The following is a 20,290-nucleotide window of genomic DNA, read 5'->3' on the forward strand; positions in this document are numbered from 1 at the left end:
AAGATGCTTTTATATAAATAGGAATTTTCTGAAAGGAAGACAGACATATGATCCGTTTCATCGCCCTGCTGCTCGCTCTCATTCCCATTTTCCTTGCTGTCACAGGAATCAAGCTCATGCGTGATACCGTATTTGCTATTTTACAGCCGCCTCTCCCTGCATTATGGGTGCAATTTCTGATAGGCCTTGTATTGTTTGGAGTCGGTATATACGTGTTCGGAGGCTTTATCCTGCACCGCGATCGAAAGCGCAACAAAGTGCAGGCCCGGTTTCGAAAATAATGAAAACTTGCCAATTGCAAGCTGTTAGCGAAGACAGAGGCGCAGCTGCACTGGTATGAACGAAACTATTAAAGCCTGCCCATGCTCCTGTAAAAGAGAATAACCCGCGCATAAGGCGCTTTGTTCCTTTGGCCTAGGGTTATTCTGCAGGAGCTAGACAACACTCCAAAAGGTTATTCTTTCTAGAAGAGGAGTTTCTCAGAGGAGAATCTCCTCTTTGCGGCGCAGTATGCGAACAGCCCTATCCGGATAATCTGTGATAACAGCGGAAATTCCAAGCTTCCCAAGCTTCCGCAGAGATTCCTCATCATTGACCGTATACGGTCTCACCGCAATATTATTTAGCATCGTCAGCCGCATCACCGGCACTGCAATGTACCTATAATTCGGATGAATCGCGCTGGCGCCTAATCTTTTTGCATACAGCCATGGAATACGCACACCAAACTTATATAAGAGAGCAGTTTCGATATCCAGCGCCAGCTCACGGCATTTGACTATGCTCATGTGAGAGAAAGAAGAGAAAACGGTGCGCTGCTCTAAACTATATTTTCGCACAAGGGTAATGACTTCCTCTTCTAGCCCGCGGTATTTACGTTTATTATTTTTAAACTCAATATTAATGAGCAGCTCAGTTTTGCTCAGCCAGCGCAGTACCTCCTCCAATGTCGGAATAGCGCAAAAACCGGTTTTCTCGCTAAACGTATGGCTCGCATCAAGCTTTGACAGCTCATCATATGTATAATCAATAACCGCCCCGCTGCCATTTGTCGTCCGATCAACCGTTTCATCGTGAATCACAACAACCGTTCCATCCTTCGTCATTTGTACATCGAGCTCAATACCATCAGCACCAAGCCGTGCCGCTTCTTGAAAGGACGGCATTGTGTTTTCTGGAAACGTACCCGCCGCGCCGCGGTGTCCAAAGATAAGCGTCATGATTCATCCCTCCCTGTTATGTTATACTATACAAAAAAGGAGGGAAAGTCATGCGACCTTTACAACTTTCACCGGAGACTGCTGTCAAGCTGGCAAAGGCTTTAAATGTGCCGCTTGAGCAGCTTATGCATATGCCGCAGCATATTTTAGTTAAGAAGCTTATGGAGCTTGAGAAACAGAAGAAGGAAGAAAATTAAAAAGCAGGGGGAACCTGCTTTTTTCCTTATATCAATGTATTCGAAGCCCCTAGCTCGTCTCTCTTCCTATTGCGGCTCCCGCATCAATCAAATCTCCTTTTTTAATGGATTGACTGCTTAAAAGGATTTTGCAGCCTCTGCCTTCAAATTAACTGTACCCTCTCCATGCAGTTTCATAATCGCTTTTGTAATATCGGAAAGTGTAAACGGACCATCGGACATGCCCAATATTTTACTGGGGTTTTTAAATATAAATCAGCAAAGTCATACCATGAAATTTTGGTATAATTCGATTTATAACAAATTACCACTATATAGAATAGGAGCACTTATGAAAAAACAATTCACCTTGCTAGCAGTTACAATCCTTAGTCTATTTGTACTTGCCTCATATTTATTTCATCTGCCAACTAAAAAGGCTAACCCCAAAAGTCACATTACGTGCCTTTTTGAGGTTAGCCCTTTTCATTGGTTTTAGTTCATTAATTAGCAATTTTCACTGTTCGTCCTGGCAGCGTCGTTACCTTGCCGGTCTTGCTAATCGCTCGCACAGTGATTGTATGACTTCCATTGCTTAGCTTCGTTGTATCTAATACATACTGATACCCTGCATTTCCGTTGTTATATGCTGGATACACGCGCTTTACATCCGGTCTTGCGATGCCGTACTGGGCAGCACCCTTTACCGCGCCGTCCACTAGTACCTCGACCTTCGACACGCCGCTTCCATCTAAGAACCAGCCGCTCACTGTTTGCTTTCCGCTTACTGCCGCATTTGCTGCTGGGCTGTCCAATGCGCCGCGCGCTGCCAGCGTCTGATTGGACACATTTATGGTGCGTCCCGGCAGCGTCGTCACCTTGCCATTATTTCCAGTCGCTCGCACAGTGATTGTATGACTTCCATTGCTTAGCTTCGTTGTATCTAATACATACTGATACCCTGCATTTCCGTTGTTATATGCTGGATACACGCGCTTTACATCCGGTCTTGCGATGCCGTACTGGGCAGCACCCTTTACCGCGCCGTCCACTAGTACCTCAACCTTCGACACGCCGCTTCCATCTAAGAACCAGCCGCTCACCGTTTGTGTTCCGCTTACTGCCGCATTTGCCGCTGGGCTGTCCAATGCGCCGCGTGCTGCCAGCGTCTGATTGGACACATTTATGATGCGTCCCGGCAGCGTCGTCATTTTGCCATTATTGCCAATCGCTCGTACAGTGATTGTATGACTTCCATTGCTTAGCTTCGTTGTATCTAATACATACTGATACCCTGCATTTCCGTTATTGTATGCTGGGTATACTCGCTTTACATCCGGTCTTGCGATGCCGTACTGGGCAGTACCGTTTACCGCACCGTCCACCAGTACCTCGACCTTTGACACGCCGCTTTCATCTAAGAACCAGCCGCTCACCGTTTGTGTTCCGCTTACTGCCGCATTTGCCGCTGGGCTGTCCAATGCGCCGCGCGCTGCCAGCGTCTGATTGGACACATTTATGATGCGTTCCGGCAGCGTCGTCATTTTGCCAGTATTGCCAGTCGCTCGCACAGTAATTGTATGACTTCCATTGCTTAGCTTCGTTGTATCTAATACATACTGATACCCTGCATTTCCGTTATTGTATGCTGGGTATACTCGCTTTACATCCGGTCTTGCGATGCCGTACTGGGCAGTACCGTTTACCGCACCGTCTACCAATACCTCAACCTTCGACACACCGCTTCCATCTAAGAACCAGCCGCTCACCGTTTGTGTTCCGCTTAGTGCCGCTCCAGATGGTGGACTATCTAATTCTCCCTTAGCTGGGAGCTCCGCTGGCGCTTCCTCTTTCTCAGCCCTTGTTTGATACGAAGGGAAAAGAGCGGCGCCTGTGTAATAAAAGTCTAAAATTTCCCGATAGCTTTTCCCTGCTTCACCCATTGCCTTTGCGCCGTATTGGCTCATCCCAACACCGTGACCGTCACCTTTTCCCTTAATAGTAATAGATGTGCTGTTCTCATTTGTTTCGGTCACAAGATAGCTTAAGATTACACGATTGCCAATCATAGCTCGAATTCTCGAAGCGGCAGCACCAGTGAAATCCAAATGCTGCACAAGCAGGTTTCCAGCTGCATCTAATTCATTTTTCACTATATATTCAACGCTGATATCGCCCTTCGTGACGCGACCGCCAGATGAAGGAGCATACAATGTCAGCTTTGGAATATTGACAATTTTAATATCTTTCCCTTCGTATCCATTTGCCAGCATCCACGATTTTATATTAGCGGTAATTTTCGCATCTGCTTCACTCACCGTGTTCCACCACGAGCCTGGATTTTTCAAATCTTTATTAGACAAATCGATCTGCTTTTTTTGCAATGTAAATGCCCAAGCAGCAGCAATATCGTACGGGTCATCCTTAATGGTAAAATACGGAAGCGCAGTGCTTCCCCAGGCATTCGCGTTAGACTCTGTTCGTCCGCCATTGCTCGCAGAAAACACAGCGCTAATTAATGAATTGTTGTACTTTAACACTTCACCAAACGTATCATCAACCGCTTTTGTACTGCGCTCATACCACGTATAACCGCCGTATACCTGATAACTAATTGTATCGTTAATGACCTTATTTACATACTGCAAGGCATACGTTCTCGCTGCGACAGCTTGTACCTTTAATGCTTCCGAGTTCCAGGAAGCAGGCATTTCATTTGGAACAACGCCCTTCACATAGTCCTCCATCGGCAGCGTATTAATTGGCCGGACATACTTGCCGCTTTCATTTGTAAAAGAAACCTTGCCTAAATACTTTCGTCCATTAATGAATAATGGCGCACTGTAATGAGAAGGAATAACTTCAAAGCTTGTAAATGTCCCTAAGCTTTGAGAGCCTTGATACAAAGCAACGCCGTTACTCGTCGCCTTCACTTGATACTCAGCATTTGCCTCTAATCGTAAGGCTGTATCCTTGACAACATACACATCAGCAGGCTTGATCGTAATCTCACCTTGATTCCCTAAATAATTGACTAGCTTCACTGAAATAGTCGGTTCTACTTCTTCGGCCTGTGCATAATTGAAGAAAGAAAATTGGGAGAACATCACTGCCATAACCAGTGAAAGTATAAAGAACCGTTTCAATTCCCCTTACCCCCTCTATCATTTTTTATCTATTTAATCTATTAATCTTGCTTTTTTAACAACATACAATGAACCTAAAAAATTATATCATAAAATCATGTTAAGAATGATAGAACTTTAAGGAAGTGAACATGAAGGGAATCGTACGCACGTTACTATCGGTGCAATGATTACCTTTCTTATAAATACAAATCCTTCTCCGGCAAAAATTACATCTGTACTATTTACAGGTTGAACTGAAGAGCCATTAAAATTGCTGGGGGGCCTTGAGGACCTGGAATCGGGATAGGAGACACACAAGGATAAGGATTGCAAGGGTCAAAATGTTTTCTATTTTTTGAGGACAAGAATCATCAAGCTCCTTTATTCATATTTAATATATCTAATGCAAAATGAGTTTTTTTCCTGTGTGATGGTCTATATACTTAACCTAATAAAAAACAAGGATACATATCATATGGATGTCAGGCTTACATAAGTCGGCATTACAGGTAATGACATTTTCCTAAAAACACAACACCAGCACCGGACTACAACTAACAAAGTACATAAAAAATCAAATTTCAACAAATCCTATAAGAGTAGTGGGTATTCCTCGCAAATTCCCGCTTGCCGCGTTCTGATGGTAAAGGAACGTGGCTTTTATTTTTATGACGAATGTAAGCTTTTGCAGCAAATTCAGATTGTTTAAAATAAAAAACCTCCTATCTACTGGATCATTCCAATAATATAGAAGGTTTTATTATTCAACGTTGATTACTTATGTAATTCATTCGTTACATACGTAATTCGTTGGTTTTCAGATTTAGTTACAAAAACGCCCAACTCCTTGCTTCTAACCCTCTCAAGAAGCCTTATGTTCAAGTCTTAGTTTATCCGCAACCATCGCGATGAATTCGCTATTCGTCGGCTTCGCCTTTGACATCGAAACTGTATAGCCAAACAAGGAGGAAATCGATTCGATGTTCCCGCGGCTCCAAGCTACTTCAATCGCATGGCGAATTGCGCGTTCTACGCGGCTTGCAGTTGTGTTATATTTCTTGGCAATGTCCGGGTACAACACTTTCGTGATGGAACCAAGCAATTCAATATCGTTATATACCATGGAAATCGCTTCGCGTAAGTACATATATCCTTTAATATGGGCTGGAACACCGATTTCGTGAATAATGCTTGTGATGCTCGCATCCAAGTTTTTCGGCTTTCCGTCTGAAATCGAAGAATGGAAGGCAGGAAGCGGACGTTTTACAATGGCGCTCGGTTTTCCGCTTACTTGACGAATATGACTCGTTAGGTTTTCCATATCAAACGGCTTTAGGATAAAGTATGAAGCTCCTAAATCTACGGCCTTCTTGGTGACATCCTCCTGGCCGAAGGCAGTTAACATAATCACATTTGGCTGCTTTAGTTTGTCCATCATGCGAAGCTTCTCCAAAACAGCTAGACCGTCCAAATGGGGCATAATAATATCTAATACGAGCACGTCCGGATTTCTATCTTTTAGCATGTTCAAGCATTCTTGTCCGTTGTAGGCGATTCCAATTACTTCCATATCGTCCTGTGCCGACACATAGCCCTCCAACATGGAGACTAGTTCTTTATTGTCATCCACGAGGCATACTTTAATCTTCTCCACAGCTCTTCCTCCTTTTTCCTAACTCCAGTTCTCTCCTTTGCAAAGTACAAGTTACATGAATGAAGTTTTCGACAATTGTTTAAAATTTCCTTTTAAAAAATTTCCTCATTTACTAAAAAAGCAAGAAAAATCCTGATTTTCTCACGTTTTTTTTGTTTTTCAGCAGCTTTTCGTTTCGTTCCCCGCTTTTTATGTCTATCAGACAGCAGGAGACAGCATTTTTCTTCTTTCTGCTTCTATATATGATTGTACGAAGAAAAAACATTATCCTCTCTCATTTTACACTAAAACAAAAAGGGGAAAAACCTCTAAATGTGAAACTGGCAGAAAAAAGCAAGCTGAGATGGATCAGCTTGCTTTTTTCTGATGGTCATATTGGTCATAAATATTAATTCCTGCTTCGTTTAGCATCCATTCGATGTGAACACCGTAACCGCTGGTTGGATCATTTACAAAGACATGGGTAACAGCTCCAATGAGCTTACCGCCTTGAATAATTGGGCTTCCGCTCATGCCCTGCACAATACCGCCTGTTTTTTCAAGAAGCCGCTTGTCTGTAATTTTGACAACCATTCCTTTTGTAGCAGGGAATTTTTGCGGAATACTGCTGACAATTTCCACATCAAATTCTTCTACTTTATCCTTTTCAATGACCGTTAAAATCTTGGCCGGACCTTCTTTCACTTGATGTGATAGAGCAATCGGAAGAGCTTGATCCATAATGCCGTTCTTGACGTTTGTGTTTAGCTTGCCGAATATGCCAAACGGACTGTTCGTGGTAATATTTCCGATAATCGCACGGTCCGGTGAAAAACGCGCCAGCTTCTCGCCAGGGTCTCCATTGCTTCCACGCTGGATAGATGTAACTGTTGAACGAACGATTTGTCCATTCTCTACTTGAATTGGCTTTTTCGTATCACCGTCCGAAATGACGTGACCAAGTGCGCCGTATTTCATTGTTTGTGGATGGATGAACGTCATCGTTCCAATGCCGGCTGCCGAATCGCGGATATATAGTCCAATGCGATACGACTCCTCATCTCTTGCCTTCAGCGGTGTTAATTTCGTTCGAATCTGCTTTGAATCCCGTAGCAGCACAATATTTAAAGGCTCGCCTGTTTTTCCGCTATGCTGAATAAACGGAGCAACATCGCTCATGCGTTCGATTGTTTTACCGTTTATTTCGGTAATCATATCTCCAACCTTAATGCCGGCTGTTTCTCCAGGAGATAATCGGCCGTTTGCTGTTTGGATCAGGTGATGCCCAACAACAAGCACACCTTTTGTATTTAGCTTTACTCCGATGGATTGTCCTCCGGGAAGTACTCTAAAATCCTTTAGCACCCTTACATTTACCTTTTTCACAGGAAATCCTGCCAACTCCAGTACCATTTCAGCTTCGCCGCTTTCATGGGCATTCACTGATAGCGCTTGTTCCTTTTGCTGCGGGTCTCCAATTGTAAAAACAGATGGATTTGTGGAGGTTGCTTGAAACACAGGAACCGATGGTGAAACTTGAGAATGCTGTCCTTCAAATAATACAACTTGCTTAGGGAAAACCAAAAAATCTCGAACGGGTTTGCACAACCCGATAACTAGCAGCGAAACAAGGAGAAATGCACCAAATATATATCTAATTTGTCTCAATTTCAAACCTTTCACTCTCCTCGCTTCTAACCCACATTGAGCCAAGCGGCTTCACCATTTAATTTCTCCTTGTCACGCCTTGTTTATAACCACTGGAAAGAAAAAAGCTATCCCATCTACAGGATAGCTTGTGAATGCTTGAGAGCGCCCGCTTGCTGCAGGAGCTCTCTTGCATGCTCGGTTGTTAAGTCGGTGATTTCAACGCCGGAAATCATCCGGGCAATTTCTGTCACCTTCTCTTCTTCATTTAATACATTAACTGTCGTTGTCGTACGCTCATTTGCAATTTGCTTCCGAATAAATAGGTGCGTATCAGCCATAGATGCCACCTGCGGCAAATGCGTAATACAAAGCACCTGTGAGCCGACAGACACACGGTAAATTTTTTCGGCAATCGCTTGTGCTACACGCCCGCTTACGCCCGTGTCCACTTCATCGAAAATGACAGACGTTACACCTTGATGCTTGGAAAAGATGCTTTTTAACGCCAAAATAATACGTGACAGCTCGCCCCCTGATGCAACCTTAGACAGCGGCTTTAGCGGTTCTCCTGGATTTGTGGAAATGTAAAACTCCACCTGATCGTAGCCGTCTGTACCAAGCTTTACTGGAATGCCGTCCACAATTGGATCATCTAGTGAGCCTTCCCGCTTTCCGATTATAATTTCAAATTTTGTTTTATCCATATACAGTTCTTTTAATTCCTGATGGATGGCAGCTGTCAAACGGACAGCAAGCTCCTGACGCATGTTGCTAAGTGCTATGGCTTCCTTCACCGCTGCGGCCTCAAGCTCTTTTAGCTGCTTCTTTGTTTTTTCGATATGTACGTCCTTATTTTCAATCGTGGAAATTTCCTCCTCAATGGAAGAAGCATATTCCAAAATCTCCTCCACCGTATGGCCGTACTTCTTTTTCAGCGTCCGAATTTCATTTAAACGCGTTTCAATATAGTCAAGACGCTTTGGATCATACTCCATCATATCGAGTTTCTCGCGCAGCGCGTATGCAGCCTCTTCCAGCAAATAATAGCTGTTTGCAATTGTATCGTATTGCTCCTTAAGCGACGTATCAATATCCGTGATGCCTTCAACTTGTCCCATTGCATTTCGCACATGATCCAATCCGCAATTGTCTCCGGATAATGATCGGTACGCATCGCCGAGCGCCTTATAAATTTTTTCAAAGTTTGCAATTTTGGTCCGCTCTTCTAATAGCTCTTGATCTTCTTCCGGCCTCAGATCCGCTTTGCGAATCTCCTCTGCTTGAAACTGAATCAAGTCAAGCCGGTGCGCCATTTGCTGTTCATTTTCTGTTAGCGACCTCAGCTGCTTTTTTACCTTTTCATATTGATCATAATAGCCTTGGTAGATCTCGAGCTGCTTCATCACAATATCAGCATCAAAATAATCAAGCATAGAAAGATGGCGCTCTTCGCTCATTAAATCCTGCGTTTCATGCTGCCCGTGAATGTCTACAAGCGTCTTGCCTATTTCCCGCAGGGCGCTAAGCGTCACAAGCTTTCCGTTTACGCGGCAAATGCTTTTTCCTGTCGCGGAAATATCACGCTTTAGAATGAGCATCCCATCCTCAACATCAATATCCAATTCCTTTGCCTTTTCCACGCACGGATGGGCGGCATGCTCTACATAAAACAATCCTTCAATTTCAGCCTTTTCCGTCCCATAGCGCACAAACTCGGATGAGCCGCGTCCGCCAACAAGAAGGCTGATCGCATCAATAATAATCGATTTCCCCGCACCTGTTTCCCCGCTCAAAACAGTAAGGCCTTTTTGAAACGAAATATTTAATAGCTCAATAATCGCAAAGTTCTTAATCGATAGTTCCGATAACAATGCCTCATTCACCTCGTTTTCACAATACCATATTTCTAAAAAAAGAGAAAGCGCTCGAAATTCAAAAACTTCCGGGCGCTTTCCTGCTTTTCCTTATACCGAAATAAAAAAACAACGGTTCATTTTTAAGCTTCTCTAAACAGAAAGGATATCAGACCTTTTTGAAGCATAGCGACAGACACGCAGTCTGTTATAGCATATTTAATAACCGATCAGAAATCGATTCTGTATCATCTGGTGTACGACAAATAATTAAGCATGTATCGTCGCCGCAAATAGTTCCGAGAATTTCATCCCATTCGAGATGGTCGATAAGCGCTCCAATAGCATTCGCGTTACCAGGTAACGTTTTTAATACAATCATATGACCTGCCTTGTCCAGCTTGATGAAGGAATCAATTAGATTGCGCTTTAGCTTTTGCAGCGGATTAAATCGTTGATCTGCCGGAAGGCTATATTTATAGCGGCCGTCATGAAGCGGCACCTTTACTAAGTGCAGTTCTTTAATATCGCGGGACACCGTAGCTTGTGTTACGTTAAAACCTTCATTACGCAAAATATCAACAAGCTCGTCCTGCGTCTCAATTTCTTTATTCGCAATAATTTCACGAATTTTAATATGGCGCTGACCTTTATTCATTATTCTTGCACCTCACACACTTTTCCAAAGATTCTCCCTATTCTAGTCTCTCATTTTCTATGTTAACGCATAATGAAACAGTTGTACATATTTGTTTTCAAGCATAATCAATATGCTCAGATCATCTTAATGTATATTTATGCACATAAACTGGATGGTTCAACATAGTCAACACAGCAGCCTTTAGCTTATAACCGTTAGTTTGTACGTAATCACCCTAAAAAAACATATACTTTGCCTCTGCAGAAGGAACAACCCGTACTCGTTAGAGAATGATCTAAAGCTGTGCTTTCTAAGAGAAAAGCCTATCATCCGTTACTAGAGATGATAGGCTCCTTACGTTTTCAGCAATTATTCATGTTGTTCCCTTTGCTTTAGCGTCTCATGCGCTTCGGCCACCGCTTCCGCAGCGGAAACAGGAGAAAGATTTTCTCCGCGCTCTCGCCCAGGCCGCCACTTGAGATGGATTAAAAATTCAATATTGCCATCTCCGCCTGTAATGGGAGAGAACGTCAAACCGCAAACATCATAGCCCTCTTCTAATGCAAACGAAGCAATGCTCTCTACAACAGCTTCGTGCACCTTTTTGTCGCGTACAATTCCCTTTTTTCCGACCTGATCCTTCCCTGCCTCAAATTGCGGCTTAATAAGCGCTGCTACATCGCCCTCTGGCATGAGCACTGTTTTCAGCACCGGTAAAATCAAGCGAAGTGAGATAAATGATACATCGATGCTCGCAAACTCCGGCATTCCCTCTTGAAAATCGGCAGGCGTAACATAGCGGAAATTCGTTCGCTCCATTACGACCACACGTTCATCCTGCCTCAACTTCCAGGCAAGCTGGTTATAGCCGACATCAAGTGCATACGAGAGCTTTGCACCGTTTTGCAGCGCGCAATCAGTAAATCCGCCTGTTGATGCGCCAATATCGAGCATAATTTTATTCGTCAAGTCAATGTGGAAATGCTTCAGTGCCTTTTCAAGCTTATAGCCGCCGCGGCTGACATATGGCATGACTTGCCCTTTCACCGTTAAAGGTGTATCCGCTGCAATTTTTTCGCCTGGTTTATCAAGGCGCCCTTCGTTGGAATATACAAGACCTGCCATGATGGCGCGCTTTGCCTTTTCGCGCGTTTCTACAAGTCCCCGCTCTACAAGTAATACATCAATTCGTTCTTTCTTTCCGCTCATATATTACGCCCTTTTTTGTTTGGATGGAACAATCGCCTGAATGCGCTCCACCACGTCTTTTGTTGTAAGACCAATTTCCTCAAGCAGTTTATTTACGCTGCCGTGCTCAATGAATCGATCTGGGATACCCATGCACTCCACCAATGCATTATGGTATTCCTTTGCGTGTGCAAATTCAAGCACTCCGCTTCCGAATCCGCCTGCAAGGCATGCCTCCTCAAGCGTTAAGACAGGCACCTGCCTGCTGAATAGATCGTGTAAATACATTTCATCCATCGGCTTAATAAAGCGGGCATTGACCACCTGTACGGAAATACCCAACTTCTCTAAAAGCTCCGCTGCTTCCATTGCCATTGGAATTGTTGTACCAAATGTTAAGATTGCTGCATCAGCCCCTTCACGGAGCGTTTCCCATGTTCCAATCGGGATGTTTTTCAACTCCTCCTCCATCGGAACGCCTAAGCCATTTCCGCGTGCATAACGAAGCGCAATCGGACCATCATCATACGATAGTGCTGTATATACCATATGCTGTCCTTCATTCTCATCCTTGGGCATCATAATCACAAGATTTGGCATATGACGCAAAAAGGCGATATCAAACACACCCTGATGCGTTTCACCATCCGCGCCAACAAGTCCAGCGCGATCAATGCCGAAAAACACATTTAAGTTTTGCCGGCATACATCATGCAATACCTGGTCATACGCCCGCTGTAAAAACGTTGAATAAATGGCCAAAAATGGCTTCATCCCTTGTGTTGCCAGACCAGCTGCCATCGTTGTCGCATGCTGCTCCGCAATCCCTACATCAAACATACGATCAGGGAATTCCTTCGCAAACTTTTCAAGCTTCGAACCAACAGGCATCGCCGGTGTCACCGCAACAATGCGGGGATCATCCTTTGCCATTCTCAGCACTGTATCACTCACGATCTTACTCCAAGCAGGAGGAAGAGGATCGCCCGCCGGCTTCACAAAATCACCAGACTCGATTTTGTAAGGACCAGTCCCGTGCCACGTACCGATTATATCGCTCTCAGCCGGCTTATATCCTTTCCCTTTTTTCGTAATAACGTGAACAAGGACGGGACCCTTTGTTTTTTTTGCATAATGAAGGTTTTCCAGTAAGCTCTCATAATCATGGCCGTCAACCGGCCCTAAATATGTAAAACCAAGCTCTTCAAAAAACATCCCGGAAACAAACATATATTTTAAGCCATCCTTCACCTTTTCCGCAGTCGCAGCTACCTTGCCTCCAACAGCAGGGATCTTCTTTAGCAAATATTCCAGCTCGTCCTTCACCCATTGGTATTTGCCAGCTGTGCGCAAACGGCCGAGCACATTATGAAGCGCTCCCACATTTGGTGCAATCGACATTTCATTGTCATTTAAAATCACAATCATATCTGTTTTTTCATGTCCGATATGATTAAGCGCTTCTAGCGCCATTCCGCCTGTTAGCGCGCCGTCTCCGATAATCGGAATAATATATTCATTTGTTTTCTTCAAATCGCGTGCAATCGCCATACCCATTGCAGCTGATAAGGAAGTAGAGCTATGGCCTGTCTCCCATACATCATGCTCACTCTCACAGCGCTTTGGAAATCCACATAGCCCTTTATATTGACGTAGTGTGTCGAAGTCCTTCGCACGTCCAGTTAAAATTTTATGCACGTACGATTGATGACCAACATCCCAAAGAAATTTATCCTTTGGACTGCGGAACACCTTATGAAGCGCAATTGTCAATTCAACGACTCCTAAGTTCGGTGCAATATGTCCGCCCGTTTTGGATAGTTCTTTAATTAAAAAGCTGCGAATATCAGCGGCCAGCTCTGTCAATTCCTCTATAGACATATCTTTTAAAAAGCTGGGGTTTTGAATTTGCGTCAGATCCACGAGGATCACTCACTTTCATTTCATAATCGTATTCAGATACGTCACTTGAATTATTATAGAAAAAAACCTGTAAAGTTAGTAGCATTTTCTTTAAGCCGAGCGGACTCGGCCGCTTTGCTCCTGTTCGTACTATATTCGTCTACAGACAAGGATATGCGGTTCTCGACAAGCTCTTTTGTATAGCAGTGACATGGACAAGACCAATACGCACGGCCCTTGGGGCTTTAGAGAGCCTCCGTACATAGCCGGCTCCTAGTATTTGAAAAAAGAGCCGCTAACACAGAGTGATAACGGCCGTTACTTTCTCTTTTATACAATTTTTATCACCATAAGAGAAAAACCTTTGTTTACATTTATATCATAAAATATAAAAGTGCTCAACAAACGCGAGTTTTTGCAGAATAAAAATACTATATTGATCCAAATCGTGTATGCTCTAATGAGTACGATTTGCCACAAGCTCGCAAATTTGCAGTAAATATTCGTCCTGCAGCTGCAAGGAGCGAACAGCGCTCTTAGCACGTTCCGTCGTTTCGTATAAAATTTGCTTTGCTTCTTCCATAGAAAAGAGTGTCGTATATGTGCTTTTCTCGTTCGTCGCATCACTTCCAACACGTTTGCCGATTTCTTCTTCGTTTCCTTCCACATCTAAAATGTCATCACGAATTTGAAAGGCAAGACCAAGATTGCGCGCAAACTCCATCAATTTTTCCGTTTGCATGGCAGAAGCTCCTGCTAACACCGCTCCAGCTAATACAGAAAACTCCAGCAACCGTCCTGTTTTGTTTCGATGAATATATTCAAGCTGTGAGAGCGTCAGCTGTTTTCCTTCCGCTTCCATATCCGCTACCTGTCCAGCAACCATGCCTTCTGGTCCAGCTGCTTTTGATAGCTCAAGCACAAGCCGTAAATTCATCGCTTCTGTTACTTCCGGGTGGCGGTTTTCAGCCAGCACCTGAAACGCATATGTTAGCAGTCCATCTCCTGCCAACACCGCCATTGCTTCCCCAAACACCTTATGATTGGTTGGCTTACCGCGGCGTAAATCATCATCATCCATGCAAGGAAGATCATCATGAATGAGAGAATATGTATGAATCATTTCTAAAGCACTCGCTGCGGCGAGACCGATTTCCCGTTTCTTTTGAAACGCATGAAGCGTCGCAAAAAGAAGAAGAGGACGAATTCGCTTGCCGCCCGCCTTGAGCGAATACAGCATTGCATCCCGTAAAACAGCCGGACACGAAACTGCTTTTGCATATTCTGTAATTTGGCTTTCAATTACCTGCTTGCTTTCTTTTGCAAAGATGTCAAACGGCACGCTCATGCTTCGGATCCTCCGACATCAAATGGACGAAGTTCGCCGTTTTCTCCAAGAATAATCGTCATTTGCTCCTCTGCTGCCTTTAGCTTTTCATCGCAAATGCTTGAAAGCTCCATTCCCTCTTTAAAATACGAAATGGCATCCTCAAGCGGGACATCCCCTTGCTCCAGCTTTTCAACGATTTGTTCTAGCTTTGCAATCGCTTCTTCAAAGCTTATGTTCTTTTCCATCGTGTAAGTCACGCTCCTCAATTCCCCATACATGGCAATCAAGCAGCCCATCCTGAACCTGTACTGTGATTGCATCTCCGGGCTGCACTTGCTTTACGCTTTTTAAAATCCGCTTTTGCTCATCCTTGGCAACGCTGTAGCCGCGCATCATAATGCGAAGCGGGCTTAATGCATCGAGCTTTTCGGCTGCCCGAGTAAAGGTAAAAGCTTTCGTCTTCACGATTGTCTGGGTTTCCCGCTGCAGCTGCTTTTGCAGTGAAGCGAGTATTCCTCTAGATTGCGCGAGCTTTGCCGCAGGATGGTGCTTTTGCATGCGGAGTGAAAGCCGCTGCACATGCGTATGCTTGCGTTCCATATACTGCTGCTTAGCCCGTTGCAGCCGGTCAAGCAGCCGGTCTAGCTGCTCCTCCTTTTGCACATGCAGCTGCTTCGGATATCGAAACGCATACGATTTTTGCAGCTTCTGCAGCAGCTCCCGTTTTTCCCTCATATAACCGTGCATCGCCCGATTTAACCGCAGCGTTCGCTGGACAACACGTTCCTTCAGCTCAATGATATTTGGCACCGCTAGCTCCGCTGCTGCAGTAGGTGTCGGCGCACGCATATCTGCTACAAAATCAGCAATCGTAAAATCCGTTTCATGTCCAACCGCCGAGATGATAGGCACACGACTTGCGTAAATCGCTCTGGCAACCTCTTCCTCATTAAACGCCCACAGCTCTTCAATGGAGCCGCCGCCGCGCCCGACAATGAGCACATCAATTGTTCCAAGCTCATTGGCCGTACGAATCGCCTGGGCAATAGATGCAGCCGCAAATTCTCCCTGTACAAGAGCTGGCAGCACGATAACCTTTGCAATCGGATACCTGCGCTTAATGGTCGTTACAATGTCACGAACAGCCGCTCCAGTCGGGGACGTAATGACCCCGATCGTTTGCGGATAAGACGGCAGCGGTTGTTTATACAGCTGTGAAAACAACCCTTCCTGCTCCAATCGCGCCTTAAGCTGCTCATATGCCAAATACAAATTGCCGACACCGTCTGGCTGCATTTCCTGCACATATATTTGATAGCTGCCGTTTGCCTCGTAAACAGAAATCTGCCCCTTCACCAAAACTGTCATACCGTCCTCCGGCATAAATGCAAGGCTTCGGTTATAACCGGCAAACATGACCGCCAATATTTTGGCTCCTGCATCCTTTAACGTAAAGTACATATGGCCGCGGCCATGGTGCTTAAAATTCGAAATTTCTCCTTTTAGAAAAACCATTTGCAAATGCGGATCGCGTTCCATTTTCGCTTTAATGTACTTCGTTAAAGCCGTGACAGTTAAATATTTCGTTTCCATACCCTTTTGGCTCCGTTACGCTTTAGCGTAAGCAGCCTTCGCGCGTTCAGCGGATAATACAGTGTTATGAAGCAGCATCGTAATCGTCATTGGACCAACGCCGCCTGGAACTGGTGTAATATAGCTTGCAATGCTTTGTACTTCGTCAAAATCAACATCTCCGCACAGCTTGCCTGTATCAAGACGATTTACACCAACGTCAATGACAACTGCCCCTTCCTTCACGTAATCGGCTGTAACCATCTTTGCACGTCCAACCGCCGCAACAAGAATATCAGCCTGCTTTGTAATTTCCTTAAGGTTCACTGTTTTGGAATGGCAATATGTCACCGTCGCATCCTCATTTAAGAAAAGCTGTCCAACAGGTTTTCCAACGATATTGCTTCGACCGATAACAACAACGTGCTTGCCGCGCATATCAATATTTTTTTCCTTTACCATTTCTATGATGCCATGCGGTGTACATGGCAGAAACGTATCCTGTCCGATCATCATTTTACCAACGCTAATCGGATGAAATCCATCTACATCCTTCTCAGGAGAGATGCGCTCAATGACAGCATCTTCGTTAATATGCTTTGGCAACGGTAATTGTACAAGAATGCCATGAATATTGTCATCTTCGTTCAGGCGGTCGATTTCCTGAAGCAAGCGCTCCTCCGTGATCGTAGCGTCAAGCTTAATAAGCTCTGAGTAAATTCCAACCTCTTCGCAGCCCTTTTGCTTCCCTTTTACATAGGAATGAGATGCTGGATCATCTCCGACAAGAATCACTGCCAATCCTGGCGTTACGCCTTGCTCCTTTAGCTTCGCCGTTTGTTCCTTCAGCTCGCCTCTTTTTTTCTGTGCAATTTCTAATCCTTTAATTAATTCTGCTGTCATGTTAAATCCCCCTAATCAACATTATAATGCTTCTTTAATTTTAGATAACACACCGTTAATAAATCGGCGCGATTCATCATCTCCATAAACTTTTGAAATTTCGATGGCTTCGTTAATGGATACGCTATGCGGGATATCCTCCATATACTTCAGCTCATATACAGCAATGCGTAAAATATTGCGGTCGACTGTGCCGACGCGATCAAGCTTCCAGTTCTCCAAATGCTTACTGATCATGGCATCAATTTCATCCTTATGCTCTGCGCAGCCAATCACAAGCTGCTCCAAAAAGGCGTTGCTGCTTTCTCCTTCCTCTTCTAAGGTATTAGCAAGCGCTGTTTTCGGATCTATATCTCCTGCGATATCCATTTGATAGAGTGCTTGCATCGCTCTTTCTCTAGCCGTCCTGCGTTTCATGGTAACTCTCCTTTTACTTTTATGCTTATGCTTTGTTATACTGTCATAATTTATAAGTCGAGCATCAGCTTATCAGCTCAATATGTATGTTTGTTCATAATACCATAATCATACCACAATTTACTGCTTTATACACAGACTCACCTTGCCATTTGCCGAAAAAGTTAACTTCAACCTGTTTTTTCCTGCAGAATGTACGGATTTACAACAATCCATACATACGAATGACAAAATAAATTTTAATAAAGAAAACTCGTCGATTGGCGAGCCGTTAGGCGAAGACAGAGGCGTAGTTGCACTTACACTTTGTTCCTAAAGTTTCCTGCTACGTCGAACTAACTCCTAGCTGGAAACTTACGCTTTCTTAAAGTGTAAAGAAAACTCGTCGATTGGCGAGCCGTTAGGCGAAGACAGAGGCGTAGTTGCACTTACACTTTGTTCCTAAAATTCCCTACTACGTCGAATGAGCTTCTAGCTGGAAATTTATACTCTTTCTTAAAGTGTAAGAAAAGCGGACACAATCCGCCCTGCTCCGGAAGGCGGAGGCCTTTCCCCACAGCAAGCAGGTCATGGGAGCTAGATAAAGCCCCCAATATTATGCTTTCTTAACAGTACAAAAAGGACCGAGGCATAATGCCCAATCGGTCCTTTCTCTACAAGAAAGTAATAAATTTTGGGTCTATCTAGCTACTGCATCTGCCCCCGCTTTGGAGGAATCTCCGCCGCAGGAAAATCGAGCTATGTCCGCTTTTCTTCGTTAAATCGGATCTACTTCTGTTTTTGGCGTATCAAAGGTAACGCCTACAACATGTACATTGACTTCTTTTAAGTCAAGGCCTGTCATTGTAAGCAAAGCTTGACGAATGTTGTCTTGAATGCGCTGCGCAACTGAAGGAATGGATACGCCGAAATACATAAGCACATATACATCCACAACAATTCCCTCATTCGTTAACTCTACCTTTACACCCTTACCATGATTCTTCTTTCCAAGACGTTCTACAACGCCTGCTGCAAAATTGCCTCGCATTGCTGCAACTCCTTCTACTTCCGTAGCAGCAATACCCGCGATCACTTCAATGACCTCAGGAGCGATTTCTACTTTACCGAGGTTCGTTTCTTGCCCCATATCTAACATATTTTCCGCCATGAACAAAACCTCCTTTTTAAAATAAGAACGTATAGCTTTTGGGATGCTGTTCAGCCTCATCGCCTGCCCGCTGCGGGAAAAATCCCTTTGGCCAATGGGGCAAAAAGCGCCCCATCGCTTGGAGAACTGTCCCCTTCACGAACAAACCGAGCCAATTCCGCTGTTTTATCGCTTTACAAGCTCATGTTCCTCAAGAAATTTCGTGTTGAAATCTCCTTTTACAAAATCAGGATGGTCAAGAAGCTGCAAATGAAACGGAATGGTCGTATGTACACCTTCAATGACGAATTCGCTTAAAGCGCGTTTCATCTTTGCGATTGCTTCTTCTCTTGTTTTTCCATACGTAATTAGCTTCGCAACCATCGAATCGTAGTAAGGAGGAATGCTGTACCCAGGATACACAGCTGAATCGACACGTACACCAAATCCGCCCGGCGGCAAGTACATTTGCACCTTTCCAGGAGATGGCATAAAGTTCTTCATTGGGTTTTCCGCATTAATGCGGCATTCAATGGCCCAACCGTTAAAGCTTACTTCTTCTTGCGTAAGAGAAAGACGCTCTCCTGATGCGACACGAATTTGTTCCTTGATTAAGTCAACGCCCGTTACCATCTCAGTAACAGGATGCTCTACTTGAATTCTTGTATTCATTTCCATAAAATAAAACTTTTTCAGCTTGTGCTCGTAAATAAATTCAACCGTACCTGCCCCTGTGTAGTTTACTGCTGCTGCTGCTTTGACCGCAGCCTCACCCATTTGGCGGCGAATGTTTTCGTCTAATGCCGGGGAAGGTGTTTCCTCAAGCAGCTTTTGCAGGCGGCGCTGAATCGTACAGTCACGTTCGCCGAGGTGAATCACATTTCCATGTGAATCTGCCATGATTTGAATTTCAACATGACGAAAATCTTCAATATACTTTTCGATATATACGCCCGGATTGCCAAATGCCGTGCTAGCTTCCTGCTGCGTAATTTGAATGCCCTTCACAAGCTCTTGCTCATTGCGTGCTACGCGAATTCCTTTTCCGCCGCCGCCAGCTGTCGCCTTAATAATAACAGGATATCCCATTTCATTTGCGAGTTCAACCGCTTCATCCGTACTTTCAATGATTCCTTGCGAGCCGGGTACGATTGGTACGCCCGCTTCCTTCATTGTATCGCGCGCTACGTCCTTTATGCCCATCTTTGTAATAGCTTCCGGGCTTGGTCCTATGAAAATGATGTTACACTCACGGCAAAGCTCCGCAAAGGTTTCGTTTTCGGCCAAAAATCCGTAGCCGGGATGAACTGCATCACAGCCTGTAAGCTTCGCGACGCTAATGATATTCGTGAGGTTTAAGTAGCTTTCCTTTGAAGGGGTCGGGCCAACGCAATACGCCTCATCAGCCAGCTGCACATGAAGCGCTTCTTTATCAGCCTCGGAATAAATGGCAACTGTTTCAATTCCCATCTCCTTACAGGCGCGGATAATACGCACTGCAATTTCCCCGCGGTTTGCAATCAATACTTTTTTTATCATAGCTCTTAAC

Annotated in this window: 17 protein-coding genes; 2 read left to right on the forward strand and 15 right to left on the reverse strand. The window is 44.4% G+C overall.

Annotated elements, in window-relative coordinates; translation table 11 throughout:
• Positions 1-47 precede the first annotated feature (47 nt).
• A complete protein-coding gene (locus AC6HZ4_RS20565; protein ID WP_497491563.1) occupies positions 48-281 on the forward strand; it encodes a DUF2627 domain-containing protein in 234 nt (77 codons plus the stop codon).
• 198 nt (positions 282-479) lie between these two features.
• Here the strand turns inward: AC6HZ4_RS20565 and AC6HZ4_RS20570 are convergent, their stop codons facing one another.
• Positions 480-1,220, reverse strand: coding sequence for a glycerophosphodiester phosphodiesterase (locus AC6HZ4_RS20570; RefSeq protein ID WP_497491564.1), 741 nt, complete (start codon positions 1,218-1,220; stop codon positions 480-482).
• 50 nt (positions 1,221-1,270) lie between these two features.
• On the opposite strand from AC6HZ4_RS20570, the gene AC6HZ4_RS20575 reads away from it, so the two are divergent.
• Positions 1,271-1,417, forward strand: a complete 147-nt coding sequence (locus AC6HZ4_RS20575; protein WP_497491565.1) for a YycC family protein — start codon at positions 1,271-1,273, stop codon at positions 1,415-1,417.
• A 482-nt stretch (positions 1,418-1,899) separates the two neighbouring features.
• Here AC6HZ4_RS20575 and AC6HZ4_RS20580 read toward each other — a convergent pair whose 3' ends face one another.
• From AC6HZ4_RS20580 to accC, 14 genes are all read right to left on the reverse strand, one after another.
• Positions 1,900-4,542, reverse strand: coding sequence for a SpoIID/LytB domain-containing protein (locus AC6HZ4_RS20580; protein ID WP_497491567.1), 2,643 nt, complete (start codon positions 4,540-4,542; stop codon positions 1,900-1,902).
• A gap of 844 nt (positions 4,543-5,386) precedes the next feature.
• Positions 5,387-6,178 (reverse strand): sporulation transcription factor Spo0A, encoded by a 792-nt coding sequence (gene spo0A, locus AC6HZ4_RS20585; RefSeq protein ID WP_497491568.1) that lies wholly within the window; start codon positions 6,176-6,178, stop codon positions 5,387-5,389.
• Positions 6,179-6,526: 348 nt separating this feature from the next.
• Complete coding sequence (gene spoIVB, locus AC6HZ4_RS20590; protein WP_497491569.1) at positions 6,527-7,840, reverse strand: SpoIVB peptidase; 1,314 nt, start codon at positions 7,838-7,840, stop codon at positions 6,527-6,529.
• Positions 7,841-7,941: 101 nt separating this feature from the next.
• The gene (gene recN / locus AC6HZ4_RS20595) at positions 7,942-9,678 is read right to left on the reverse strand and encodes a DNA repair protein RecN (RefSeq protein WP_497491570.1); all 1,737 of its coding nucleotides are present in this window, start codon (positions 9,676-9,678) and stop codon (positions 7,942-7,944) included.
• A 190-nt stretch (positions 9,679-9,868) separates the two neighbouring features.
• Positions 9,869-10,318: a transcriptional regulator AhrC/ArgR gene (gene ahrC, locus AC6HZ4_RS20600; RefSeq protein WP_497491571.1), complete on the reverse strand. Its 450-nt coding sequence runs from the start codon at positions 10,316-10,318 to the stop codon at positions 9,869-9,871.
• Positions 10,319-10,669: 351 nt separating this feature from the next.
• A complete protein-coding gene (locus AC6HZ4_RS20605; protein ID WP_497491572.1) occupies positions 10,670-11,509 on the reverse strand; it encodes a TlyA family RNA methyltransferase in 840 nt (279 codons plus the stop codon).
• Between the two features lie 3 nt (positions 11,510-11,512).
• A complete protein-coding gene (dxs, locus tag AC6HZ4_RS20610) occupies positions 11,513-13,411 on the reverse strand; it encodes a 1-deoxy-D-xylulose-5-phosphate synthase (protein WP_497491573.1) in 1,899 nt (632 codons plus the stop codon).
• Positions 13,412-13,847: 436 nt separating this feature from the next.
• Positions 13,848-14,738, reverse strand: coding sequence for a polyprenyl synthetase family protein (locus AC6HZ4_RS20615; protein WP_497491574.1), 891 nt, complete (start codon positions 14,736-14,738; stop codon positions 13,848-13,850).
• Positions 14,735-14,965 (reverse strand): exodeoxyribonuclease VII small subunit, encoded by a 231-nt coding sequence (locus AC6HZ4_RS20620; protein ID WP_497491575.1) that lies wholly within the window; start codon positions 14,963-14,965, stop codon positions 14,735-14,737. Before AC6HZ4_RS20620 ends, AC6HZ4_RS20615 begins: the two co-directional genes overlap by 4 nt.
• Positions 14,943-16,313, reverse strand: coding sequence for an exodeoxyribonuclease VII large subunit (gene xseA, locus AC6HZ4_RS20625; protein WP_497491576.1), 1,371 nt, complete (start codon positions 16,311-16,313; stop codon positions 14,943-14,945). The genes AC6HZ4_RS20620 and xseA overlap by 23 nt, the downstream gene beginning before the upstream one ends.
• 15 nt (positions 16,314-16,328) lie before the next feature.
• Entirely contained in the window at positions 16,329-17,195 is an 867-nt protein-coding gene (folD, locus tag AC6HZ4_RS20630) for a bifunctional methylenetetrahydrofolate dehydrogenase/methenyltetrahydrofolate cyclohydrolase FolD (protein WP_497491577.1), read from the reverse strand.
• 21 nt (positions 17,196-17,216) lie between these two features.
• Positions 17,217-17,612 (reverse strand): transcription antitermination factor NusB, encoded by a 396-nt coding sequence (gene nusB, locus AC6HZ4_RS20635; protein WP_497491578.1) that lies wholly within the window; start codon positions 17,610-17,612, stop codon positions 17,217-17,219.
• A gap of 757 nt (positions 17,613-18,369) precedes the next feature.
• Positions 18,370-18,762 (reverse strand): Asp23/Gls24 family envelope stress response protein, encoded by a 393-nt coding sequence (locus AC6HZ4_RS20640; RefSeq protein WP_497491579.1) that lies wholly within the window; start codon positions 18,760-18,762, stop codon positions 18,370-18,372.
• Positions 18,763-18,927: 165 nt separating this feature from the next.
• Complete coding sequence (gene accC / locus AC6HZ4_RS20645) at positions 18,928-20,280, reverse strand: acetyl-CoA carboxylase biotin carboxylase subunit (RefSeq protein ID WP_497491580.1); 1,353 nt, start codon at positions 20,278-20,280, stop codon at positions 18,928-18,930.
• Between the last annotated feature and the right edge of the window lie 10 nt (positions 20,281-20,290).

It is taken from the genome of Ectobacillus sp. OTK, assembly GCF_059698935.1.